Here is a 10,807-nt window from a genome sequence, read left to right on the forward strand (position 1 = left end):
GCTGTCCGTCAGAAACGATCCTTGCCATGGCCCATCGACGACGACGCGCGAGGATGGAAACAGGATCGCCCATGCCCTGCCGATCTCACCGGAGCAGACGATCCACGCCACCGCCGCAACGACGATCACGCCGACGAGGATCATGGCGGCAGGCGCGCCGGACAGGATGATCGCCATTATGGCGTCGAGGCTGGCGGCCAGCCTGTCCAGCAGGCCGACACGGACAGGCGCAACGCTGGCCCATCCGGCCGTGACAATCGTTCCGGCCGCCAGCAGGGCTGCGCCGATCAGCAGGACGGCGAACAGGACCGCTCCCCATGCCCTCCGACGCTCCCGGCCTTGTCTGCTCCACCCATAGAGGCCGAAGGCGGCAATCAGGACGAGGACAGACGGCAGGGCATGGATGAGGCTGGTCATTCGCTATTCCGTCTTCTTGTCGATCCCGTCGAGCCAGGTGCGCAGAAACTGCCGGTCCCGTTCCCGCGTGTGGAAGCTGAAGACGTGCTTTTCCAGATAGTCCCTTAATTTGCGGTTGCGCTGGACGTGCTCAGCGAAGAACTGCCCTAACAGGACGTTACGCCGATCATCCTCCTTGCGCCGGGCATGATCGCTGCGGGCCTGCTTCAGGGCGGCGACGGCTTCGGCCTGGTCGGCCTTCAAATCAGGTTCGGATGGCAATGGTTTCCTGCGGTCGGCCATGGCGGATGTGATTTCGTTTGAAAAGAAAAGTGCGCGCTTATACATTACTGCGTAATGTCGCGGTCCTCAAGGGGCGTTGCCCGGCCGGACGGCTTCCCCGCAGTTACCCGAACCGCATGGATGATGGAAGGAGACGGATATCGCGATCTATCGCTTCTCAGCTCAGGTCATCTCCCGGTCGGCTGGACGCAGCGCGACGGCCGCCGCCGCCTATCGTGCCGGCGTTCTCATCGAGGACCGCCGCACGGGCCAGGTGCATGACTACGACCGCCGTTCCGGTGTCGTCCATGCTGAGATCATGGCGCCAGAGTCCACCCCGGCATGGATGACGGAGCGGACGGCACTCTGGAATGCAGTGGAGATCGCGGAGAAGCGCCGTGACGCGCAGTTGAGCCGAGAAGTGCAGCTTGCCCTGCCGCACGAGCTGGATGCCACCCAGCGGCTTTCCCTGGTGCGGGATTACGTGCGGCAGGCCTTCGTGGCGCGGGGCATGGTTGCCGACATCGCTATCCATGCGCCGCATCGGCAGGGCGACGACCGGAATCATCATGCGCATGTCATGCTGACCATGCGGGAGATCGCTGGCGACGGTTTCGGGAAGAAGGATCGCACCTGGAACGAGACATCGCTGATCGAGTATTGGCGGGAGACATGGCAGGAGGCAGTCAACCACGCGCTTGAGCGCGCCGGCCATGCCGGCCGCGTCGATCACCGCACCTTGGAGGAACAGCGCATCGAGGCGCAGGAGAAGGCCGATCAGGCCCGTGCCGCCAACGACAACGTACAGGCTCGCGTGTTCGATCTTGCCGCCATCCGGCTTGATCGCGATCCGGAGCCGAAGATCGGTGCTATCGCCATGGCGCTCGAACGGCGCGGCGAGGAGACTGAGCGCGGCAATCTCTGGCGCGAGGTCGTCGCCCGCAACCTTGACCGCTTTAGCAGATGGATTGCCCTACAGAGGGCTAGGGTTGATGCGTTATGGGAGCGTCTGGAAAATTTCAGCTCGCGACAAAATGAGCAACTAAACCGCTCTGAAGGGGGGCGATCCGACAATGAAAGTGAGCGGATTACTCCAAAGCAATTTACTCTCGAACAGCGTGATAGATTGTTGGGTCGAACTATACAGTCTCCAGGAACACGACTGCGCGATAAAGAGGATCGAGAGCGATAACATCCAGCTTCCAGCTAGATATGGCTTGCTATTTTGCAGTCGAATAAATCCAGCCTTGACAAAACTTCTGGACAAATGCATTTTACGCGTAACGGTCTGGAAGTGCTTTTGTCCTAAGGACAAAAGCACTTCCAGACTTGTTTTTTTCGTTTAAACCTTTGATTTTAATACATAAATGTAACTTTGCTATTTTGTCTTGACACATTGAGTTCGGATACCCTAATGTCCTAAGGACATTAGGGTATCCGAATATTGAAACTTCAAGATGCAGCTATCGAGGTATTAAGGGCGCGCGGAACTCCCGTCGTCACGGAATATGAATTATTCCGGATTATACGAGAATTGCATTTTGCTGGCGAATTTGACGGGAAAAAGCTGCGTCTTACAAAGTATGCCCCTGATAGAACGCGTTACCGAAACATTGTCGCAAAGCTATTAGCAGATCGATATTTGCGTCCTGATCCGGATTTCTACCCGGAATCTGATGATGAGTGGCGCCGGCACGATCGTAGCTATAGCTATGCTTTTGTTTTTCGCGTCTCAGATGTTCCAGATGGAACAGCCGAGGACATTTCCGCCTTGTTGGATCCCTTCTGCTATATCTCGCACCTTTCTGCGATGCAGCGTTACAGCTTGACCAATCGTATCCCTGAAGCTTTGAGCCTTTCGACGCCCAAAAAATGGAATATTCACCGTGATCAAAAGCTTGCTATCGACTACGCGGTAGTTCGTGAAGGCGAGTACATTGCTCCATTGAAGCAGTTAACGTGGCCGGACTCTCTTAGAAAACGACTTGTTTCGTTACACAAAACCGTCCGTTCGCCAGTCGTAAAGCAAATTCGCGGTGGATTTGGCCGCATAGCAGCAGTGGGAGAGGTCTTCGTTCAAATGTTGGACCGACCCGAATTGTGTGGTGGCATGAGCCACGTCATCGAGGTTTGGGATCAGTCTGCCGAAACATACCTTGATGACATCATTCGAGCTGTCGATTCAGCCGAGGAATCGATAATCAAAGTGCGTGCCGGCTATTTGCTCGAAGAGCGACTAGGTTTGCTGGACTCTCGGGTTTCCGATTGGGCTGATTTTGCACAAAGAGGCGGAAGCCGAAAATTGGACCCGAGTGCAGAATACGTTTCGAATTTTTCCGAAAAATGGATGCTGTCACTAAATGTCTGACGGAATTGTAGTTCCACGCAATGTAGCGATATCCGCCTGGGTTGAAGAAGCCAAAGCCGACGCCATCAAATATCAAGAGCGTCAGGTTACGGAGATATTGTTGCATGCTGTTGGTATTACCGAGGCGTTGAATGAGGCCCTTGTCCTAAAAGGCGGTGTCCTTATGTCTCTGGTCCATGGAAGCTACAGGCAAACAGGCGATGTTGATTTTACAGCTATTGTAGACCCAGAGCCATATGCGGAACTCTTGAAAGCCACTCTTAATCGCGCATTACCACGAGCTGCAGCAGATTTGGGTTTCACCGATATATCATGCGCAGTCCAACGCTTTGATTACCAGCCGAAAAAAGAGGGATTTGCAGATTTTACTGCGCCTGCCCTCAAATTGAATATTGGCTATGCCCAAAAGGGTACGAGTGATGAAGCGCGGCTCAAAGAAGGAAAATCGACCCGTATTCTTCAGGTTGATATTTCTTTCAAAGAGAAGGTGGTGAACACGTCTGAGATCACCATTGAAGAGCCCGATGTCACCATCCAGGCGTATAGCTTTGAGGAAATAATTGCTGAAAAATTGCGGGCAACTCTTCAGCAGGTAAAGCGTAAGCGAAATAGGCGACAGGACGTTTTTGATATTAGATGGCTTGTAGAGAAGTATGCTCCTGACGTGGCCGCTCGGACAATCATCCTGGAAACCCTACTGGAAAAATCGGAAGACAGAGACATCGTCCCTACAGTTGAATCTTTTGATAATGAGGAAGTCAAAGAGCGCTCCTCAAAAGAGTGGGATACAATGAAGCTAGAAATTGGGGGTAAGCTTCCTGATTTTGAGGGTTCGTTTAAGCTAGTTCAAAAATTTTATCAGTCGTTACCATGGCCCGCTGGCAAATCATGAGATCATTTATAATGTAAATAAGGATAATATTTTCTAAAATCATAGATTCATTCGAGTTCTATATTATGAAATTTACAGATTCTCTCTCTATGAATTCTCTGAGATAATACGGGTTTCTTTAATTGATTTCCATCGAAACCCTTCCGGGTAAGCATAAGCCTAACATCCAGCTTTATACCAGATAGTTCGCGGAATGCATCGACAATGTCATGTGCCACACTTTCAATTAGCCCATACCCTCGAAATGCTTCTTGGATTACAAGTCTACTTTGCATAGATAATTTCGAAATCTCTTCAACAAGATGATCATCTCGTATATTGATCCGTGATTGAGATTCAATAGTAAAGCAAGATGGAAGTATCGTTTGGTAGCTTGAGTAAGGCGGATATCCAATTAATGGAAATTTTGGTAAGCTATTATTATTTAAATGAAAATTTGCAACGCCAGTCAATATTATCGAAAATGCAGACTTATCTAGCCTCACCAAACCTTGCGAAATACAAGATTTAAATTGCACCTGAGATAAATTCTCCCAATCTCCCCAAGTACTAAATTTCCTCCATTCTGGAGGAATATTCATAACGGCATCGTAGCGGTAATTTTCCCACAATTGCGCTACCCGCAATCCCGTAATTTTTAATAGGTCGCCTAAAAAAGGCACGACAAACCATGGGTAAGGGCCGAAAATCTCTTCCCAGAAAGGCGGCGGCGTCTCTTCTTTTTCGATAGTTATAAAATCAAGAGGCAGCAGCACGTGTGGCATCGCTTCCGTATGAAAGGTCGACGTAAATTATACACAGGATATCATGCATTTCAAGATGTTTGAAGCCCTTTTTAGCTATTCCAAACTACTCTAAGGCTAATTTCTTTAAGATTTAATTGGCACATTAATGGCACCAGATTTTGCGCACCTTGGCACCTACGTGTCAATGCTGACTTAGGGAGATATCCAATGGCTATGGATTCCGCATTGGAATTGGGACAGCCCATTCTGTCAGATACATCCACCTCTCCGCCGACAAAAACAGCTGAAGAAGAGCGGCGCCTTAATGTAAGGTTATCTCCTAGTGCTGGTAGAGCTTTAGATGCAATTGCCGAATATCTGGAGGTATCTCAGGTTGAGGCGATCAGGCAAGCAATAGGAACCGAGAAATTTTTCTTGGATCTCCGAAGCAAAAAAGCAAAAATTTTTGTTCAGATGCCAGGAGAAGACAATCTAAAGCAGGTTATATTTAAGTCATGATGGAGACTTGAAGTAATACCCTATTATGCCCCCAGCTAGAGCACCAATAGGCGCAAGAACGACTGACGCGCCCAGCGTTATTCGTTCTTGCGAAAGCTCGCTGAAAAGAATCATATATAAAAGCGCCGCACATAAAAGCAGATATGGTATCAGCACTATGTATATTAGCTGAAACCTTTGCTTATGCAGAATGTAATTTGATCCCACAAGTTCCGGGGAACCGAGGCTTGGGGCATTTACAATGTCGGAACCGTCATGATTTGGCATGTCGCTACCTCGGGAGCAAGAATGTCTACATCGACCAATTCATGCGTGTGGATGCTAAAAATTACCTCTATAACGGTTGTGTAGCCGCTTGCCCCACCCAAATCAACAGCGCTCACAGGCGAAACAAGCGCCTGTCTGTCAGTCACGGCTGAAGCATTCGGGTCAGTCGGATTCATAGGAAACTCCTAAGTGTCTGGACATTACCACAGTGGCACCGCTATGGCACCCATTATTTCTGCTTTGGTGCTAAGAAACCTCCAAATCTGCGAAAATTGCGAATGCACGGGTAAAAGCTGCATTTTCGACTGATATGCAGAAAGTGATTTTTGGGGATGCCGTGATTTACTTTTGGCTTCAGTGCTGAATTGTTGATTGCATAATTCCTGATTATGGAACCGGCTTCCAAGCAACCCGGAAACAACCGGAAAGCTCAAACGGGCGCCCGCGCCGAACGCCGGATTCTGTAGTTCCGGACGTAGTATAAGCGCCGCTAAATGGTGCGGTGCAGCATGAGGCGTTGCTTGACGGATGAGGCGAATCTCAGCAGTCTTGATCTGTATATATGTAGGCATGTCTACATATGAATGTTCTGCGTGTAGCGCTTCGTTAACCATATATTAATCTACACATCTACACCTTGAGATTATGAAGATTCTGGCGATCACATCCCAAAAAGGCGGGGTTGGTAAAACGACCCTCGCAACAGCTTTGGCTGTCGCAGCCGAGCAGGACGGCAAAAGTGTTGCCCTGTTCGATCTTGATCCGCAGGCGTCGGCCTGCTTTTGGGCTGACCGTCGGCAAAAGGAACTTGGCGAGAGCGGTCAGACACCCACGGTTCGCGATATCCAGACGGCACGTCTTCCCTATTACCTCGACCGTATGCGGGAAGCTGGCGCTGACCTTGTCATTCTCGATTGTCCGCCTGTGCATCGGGATATAGCCCACGATGCAGCGAGCGTTGCCGATCTAATCTTGATCCCGACCAAACCCGAAGTTTTCGATATTCGGGCCATGCAACAGACAGTGCAAGCCGCGCAGCAAATCGGCAAACCGTGTGCTGTCGTAATGACCTTTTGCCCACCATCTGGTCCCGAGGTCGATCAGGCGCGCCAGATCGTTGATAAGCAGGGGGCAGCATTGGTGCCGGTAGCTCTACATCAGCGTAAGGCCTATGGGCGGGCGCAGATGCAGGGGCTTGCCCCGCAAGAATATGAACCAGGGGGCAAGGCTGCACAAGAAGTTCAAGAAGTCTACATCTATACACGTCTACAGCTTTTCGGAGAAAAGAAACATGGCAGCAAAACGGGCCAATCTCGCAAACGCGCTTGATGACGTAACCCCGTCACCTGCCGCACCCGCGCGAGTAGCCACCCAGTCGGAGCCGCCTGCGAAGGCTGCACCGATCCCATCACGCGAGGGAACGGCACTTGTGGGGGCGCATCTTCCAACGCACTACGCGAAGGCTATGAAGCGCCTTGCTGTGGATGTGGAGAAATCGCAGCGCGACCTTTTCGAGGAAGCATTGCAAATGCTTTTCGTACGCTACGGTGTAAAGGTGTAGACAAATATACATCTTTACACCGTATTGCGCTTTTCCTTGCTGCCATGCCATTCAGCAGGCACCATTGAACTAGAATTCCGCTGATTCTGGCGGGCAATACGAGACAGGAGGGCTTAGGCCCAAAACACAAAAACCCGCCAAGGGCGGGCTTCTGATAATCCGCCGAGGCGGTGAGATTTCTTCTGTGGTGGTCGAATTCTCACAAAATCAGCGGAACATTGCAAGAGGATTCTTGCCACGGGAATGCTTTGCCTTCGTTAGGTTCCGCTTTTCCGCGTGGAGCCTCTCCCTTGTCGGTCTTTCCAACCGAGAGGACGAGATATGTTTGCACCATTAGGTGATATTTTGACCGCACAACACGGTCTAAAACCCCTGCGGACGGTCGAACCTGTGCGCCGCCATTCGCGTGCTGCCGGCCGCTGTGAGGGCGTATTCTGGCGGCGAACGGATCGGCAGGAGGTACGCCGGATCGTGATGGCGGCAAGGCGCTACGAACTGGCGACACGACAGCCAGGCGCACGTAACGGCGCGCTGGGTTCGGTTGCCATCGAACTCGTGGAGCTGTTCGCCAATCTGGTGGATTTCAGGACAGGTCGCCTCGAACCATCGCTCGATACACTCATGCGGATGCTGAAGCGGTCGCGGGACGCGATCAGCCGTGCGCTGAAGGCGCTGCGGGCGCATGGCTTCATCGATTGGCTCCGTCGCTATGTCTCGACCGGAAACGAGGGCAGGGGGCCGCAGGTTCAGCAGACCAGCAATGCGTACCGTCTATCGCTCCCAGCCCGCGCGCTGCAGCTCCTCGGCCGATACGGTCAGCCAGCTCCCAAGCCGGAGGATGCCGATCAGGCGCGGCAAAGCCGCGCCGCCGAGATCGAGACGCACCGTCAAAGTCTGACACTGGCAGAGCGGCCGCTGTTCGACATGGAAGACGGTCCGCTTGCGCGAGCGTTGGCACGTCTGGGTGCCGGCATCGACAAACAACGTGAATCCGCCAGACGGTCTGAATCCCATTCTAACTCTATACATATGAGAAAATGAAAGCGGAGTCGGCCATAGGCCGACAAGTTTTCCTCATCCCGAACGCCAGCATACCGTCATGCTCGCTCCGTCAACAGCCGAAAGGCTGTCCTCCGCTACGCTCCGGCCCTGCGGGTGACTTCCGCTGTGCGTGCCGGTGCGTGATATGTATCGGGACGGGGAACATCAGTAGTGCCGCGCTCCGCGCGGGTTCGAACCCCGCCTCCGGCGAGGATCGAACAGGGAACAGGGTAAGGGTCTATTTCCTACTTACCTGATCGGGACTTCAATCTTCAGGAGCTCGATGAGCTTTCCCATGTCCTGGGTCGTCACCATAGCCGACAAAACTCGCTGGTACGCTCTCGCAGTCTCGCGAGGCGAGGTTTCCCAGTTGCCAACGCCATCAGGCATTCGCGCTGCCTGGAAAACGTGTTGCCAGTAAAGGCTCCCCGCGATCGCCGTCAGCGCCGATCGCATGAGAGCGGCTGTCTGCCTGTTGGCTGCAAGCTGATCCTGGTTCGGGCTTTCCGCGAATTTAGGCCGCTCTTTAAGCGAAGAAATCATGCTTTTTAGTTCGTCTGCATATCCCATTTTCAGTTCTCCATTGGTTGAATTTTCATAGGAATAATGGTGCATTTATGTGCACAATTAATCGCTATTTTCGCCGGTATGGCTGGGTTTCAATGCCCTGATACAAGGATTGTTCGAGAGAAAAATCGCGTCAACCCCAACAATGCTATTGACGTGAAAAAAGTTCTCTGTGCAGCATTGGTGTAGGCAAAGACAGAAGGATTTTGGCCATGGAAAACACCACAGATAAGCAAGAAAAATTCAAGGAATTGGCAAAAAAACGCACCATAAATGCGATAGAATCCATCCAAAAAATCGGCGGGTTGAGCAACAAAAAAACGTATGCGTGGGACGAAAAAGACGTCGCGAAGATCGTCAAGGCGCTCAGGAGCGCCGTGTCCGATATGGAGCGGGAGTTCGGCGCGAAAACCAACAAAAAACAGACGTTCGACTTCTGAGGAGAACTCAATGCCTTACGACAGTGACCGCGTAAAAGCGCGTGAAAAGCTGGGGCATCCGACTGCTGCTATCGATGAAATCCTGCAGCAGCCGTGGATGGATGCTGGAAGGGAAGGACTCAGCCCTGCTCAAATAATCACGGAAATTTTTGGGCTCGATGTCCGCGCCGGTGGAGAGCTTAATCCCCTGAGCGATGCCGAGATTGAAGCCCTGATTCCGAAGGCTGAGACGTGCCTGCGTACTCTTCAGGTGCTCAGAAGATACGGAATGTTTCCACCGAAGGGGGCGTGGACGTCGTTTTCGACGGCCGTTTCGGGTCAGAGATAGCCCTTGTAGCGACGATCCTTGTACCAGAGAATCCGCTCCAGCCGGAGTGGTTTTCTTCCCCGAATGAAGCAGAGCATTTCGTGGGTCGGCAGTTCGAGGATATCGGATGGTGTCAGCAACGGTTCGCGGACTTCGGCCGAGCTGGTACTTGCCGCCTTCGATCCTGCGGCCGTCGAGGTCGATTGCGTGCGGATCGTACGGTATCCGGCGAGCTTGGATGACCATTCGGCGGTGCGGCTGTCGCCGCGCCCGAGGTTGAAGATTCTGACGGTGGCGCAGGAGCCGAGGATGGTGTCGGCGGCATTGCCATAGACCGCTTCGAGACTGCCCTTGTCCTGCAGAATGAACAGGGCTTCGAGGTTGATGCCCGCCGCGACAGTGGCGACATCGACGATGCGATCCAGGCGGCCGAGGCGGGTGAACTCGTCGGCGACGAACAGGACCTGCTTTTTCGCCGGATGGCGCTCGTTCTGCTGGACCATGAGCGCCAGCAGCAGGTTTGTCATCAGCCGCATAAACCCGGCCTGCGCCGTCACCTGGTCGAGCGGGATGACGATGAACAGATCGACGTTGCCCTGCAGCAGGGATTCGAGGTTGATGCCGGTCTTCACGCCGAGGAAACCGCGCATCGCGTCTGTGGCTGTCCATTCCAGTGATTTCGCCACGGTCGAGATGATCGAGCCGCGTTCCTTGTCCCCCATGCCAAGGAACGATCCCGCCAGCTCGGCCGCGCGGCCTCCGGCGAGCGTCGGCGTGTCGGCCCATGCCGTCAGCGTGTCGAGGAATCCGGCATTGAGGATCAGGCCGCGAACCTCGTGCAGCGTGGGTGCCTCGCTCAGCTCGTGAACCACTTCGATGGTCACCTGCAGGCAGGCCCGCGCCCGATCCGAGAAATGGGCGCCACTTCCCTGTTCCGGTACGATCATGCCATCCGCTAGGACGGCCGCATCGCGGCTGCGATGCAAAGGCCGGATGAAGGCCAGCGGATTGAAGCCGATGGGCTTCTGACCTTCTACCCGGCTGGCTTTGCTAGTCCGGAACGGATCGAGTGCGACCACACGCTGGCCCTTGGCCGTGCGGGCGGTCACGGTGGTATCGACCAGCTCGCCCTTGATATCGAGCGCGACGACAGGCCCGTCATGGTCGAAGATCGCGGGCATGATCGTGGAGACGCCCTTGCCGCCTCTTGTCCCGGATATGACGGCATGGTGGCCACCGATCCAGCCGCGTTCGTCGTCCTTGGCATAACGTACCATCCGGCCGCCACCTGTCGTCAGGCCGAGCGGCAGGCCGGTATCGCGGCGGATCAGATCGGCGATGTCGCTGTCCGTCAGAAACGATCCTTGCCATGGCCCATCGACGACGACGCGCGAGGATGGAAACAGGATCGCCCATGCCCTGCCGATCTCACCGGAGCAGAC

14 protein-coding genes are annotated in these 10,807 nt (G+C 53.6%); 8 read left to right on the top strand and 6 right to left on the bottom strand.

Going from position 1 to position 10,807, the window contains the following annotated elements; all coding sequences use genetic code 11:
- Together ASG39_RS10465 and ASG39_RS10470 are read right to left on the bottom strand one after the other, a co-directional pair.
- On the bottom strand, positions 1-417 hold a 417-nt coding region (locus ASG39_RS10465), incomplete at its 3' end, for a hypothetical protein (RefSeq protein WP_200943884.1).
- Positions 418-420: 3 nt separating this feature from the next.
- Positions 421-699, bottom strand: coding sequence for a hypothetical protein (locus ASG39_RS10470; protein ID WP_156468112.1), 279 nt, complete (start codon positions 697-699; stop codon positions 421-423).
- A gap of 145 nt (positions 700-844) precedes the next feature.
- Here ASG39_RS10470 and mobQ point away from each other — a divergent pair, with 145 nt between their 5' ends.
- The 3 genes from mobQ to ASG39_RS10480 all read left to right on the top strand — a co-directional run bounded on the left by mobQ (position 845) and on the right by ASG39_RS10480 (position 3,938).
- Positions 845-1,870, top strand: coding sequence for a MobQ family relaxase (mobQ, locus tag ASG39_RS23275; protein WP_277995964.1), 1,026 nt, complete (start codon positions 845-847; stop codon positions 1,868-1,870).
- Positions 1,871-2,122: 252 nt separating this feature from the next.
- Positions 2,123-3,046, top strand: coding sequence for a hypothetical protein (locus ASG39_RS23820; protein WP_156468113.1), 924 nt, complete (start codon positions 2,123-2,125; stop codon positions 3,044-3,046).
- Positions 3,039-3,938 carry a nucleotidyl transferase AbiEii/AbiGii toxin family protein gene (locus tag ASG39_RS10480; RefSeq protein WP_062594974.1) on the top strand — a complete coding sequence of 300 codons (900 nt, stop codon included), beginning with the start codon at positions 3,039-3,041 and terminating at the stop codon, positions 3,936-3,938. Before ASG39_RS23820 ends, ASG39_RS10480 begins: the two co-directional genes overlap by 8 nt.
- A gap of 47 nt (positions 3,939-3,985) precedes the next feature.
- On the opposite strand, the gene ASG39_RS23825 is transcribed toward ASG39_RS10480, so the two are convergent.
- Positions 3,986-4,693 (bottom strand): hypothetical protein, encoded by a 708-nt coding sequence (locus tag ASG39_RS23825; RefSeq protein WP_210168569.1) that lies wholly within the window; start codon positions 4,691-4,693, stop codon positions 3,986-3,988.
- Positions 4,694-4,891: 198 nt separating this feature from the next.
- Between ASG39_RS23825 and ASG39_RS23830 the strand changes: the two genes are divergently transcribed.
- The gene (locus tag ASG39_RS23830; protein WP_156468115.1) at positions 4,892-5,182 is read left to right on the top strand and encodes a hypothetical protein; all 291 of its coding nucleotides are present in this window, start codon (positions 4,892-4,894) and stop codon (positions 5,180-5,182) included.
- 467 nt (positions 5,183-5,649) lie between these two features.
- Here ASG39_RS23830 and ASG39_RS23835 read toward each other — a convergent pair whose 3' ends face one another.
- Complete coding sequence (locus ASG39_RS23835; RefSeq protein WP_156468116.1) at positions 5,650-6,063, bottom strand: hypothetical protein; 414 nt, start codon at positions 6,061-6,063, stop codon at positions 5,650-5,652.
- Between the two features lie 31 nt (positions 6,064-6,094).
- Here ASG39_RS23835 and ASG39_RS10485 point away from each other — a divergent pair, with 31 nt between their 5' ends.
- Both ASG39_RS10485 and ASG39_RS10490 read left to right on the top strand, forming a co-directional pair.
- On the top strand, positions 6,095-6,778 hold the full coding sequence (locus tag ASG39_RS10485; RefSeq protein ID WP_062594975.1) for an AAA family ATPase: 684 nt from the start codon (positions 6,095-6,097) through the stop codon (positions 6,776-6,778).
- 553 nt (positions 6,779-7,331) lie between these two features.
- On the top strand, positions 7,332-8,051 hold the full coding sequence (locus ASG39_RS10490) for a hypothetical protein (RefSeq protein WP_062594976.1): 720 nt from the start codon (positions 7,332-7,334) through the stop codon (positions 8,049-8,051).
- A gap of 249 nt (positions 8,052-8,300) precedes the next feature.
- Here ASG39_RS10490 and ASG39_RS10495 read toward each other — a convergent pair whose 3' ends face one another.
- Positions 8,301-8,666 carry a hypothetical protein gene (locus ASG39_RS10495; RefSeq protein WP_156468117.1) on the bottom strand — a complete coding sequence of 122 codons (366 nt, stop codon included), beginning with the start codon at positions 8,664-8,666 and terminating at the stop codon, positions 8,301-8,303.
- 164 nt (positions 8,667-8,830) lie between these two features.
- Between ASG39_RS10495 and ASG39_RS10500 the strand changes: the two genes are divergently transcribed.
- Positions 8,831-9,058 (top strand): hypothetical protein, encoded by a 228-nt coding sequence (locus tag ASG39_RS10500; protein WP_062594978.1) that lies wholly within the window; start codon positions 8,831-8,833, stop codon positions 9,056-9,058.
- 10 nt (positions 9,059-9,068) lie between these two features.
- Positions 9,069-9,386 (top strand): hypothetical protein, encoded by a 318-nt coding sequence (locus tag ASG39_RS10505; RefSeq protein ID WP_062594979.1) that lies wholly within the window; start codon positions 9,069-9,071, stop codon positions 9,384-9,386.
- Here ASG39_RS10505 and ASG39_RS10510 read toward each other — a convergent pair.
- A partial coding sequence (locus ASG39_RS10510; RefSeq protein WP_062594980.1) for a type IV secretory system conjugative DNA transfer family protein occupies positions 9,377-10,807 on the bottom strand: 1,431 nt, incomplete at its 5' end. The two genes, ASG39_RS10505 and ASG39_RS10510, sit on opposite strands and share 10 nt — an antisense overlap.

It is taken from the genome of Rhizobium sp. Leaf371, from assembly GCF_001424045.1.
In the GTDB taxonomy this organism is placed as follows: domain Bacteria; phylum Pseudomonadota; class Alphaproteobacteria; order Rhizobiales; family Rhizobiaceae; genus Ferranicluibacter.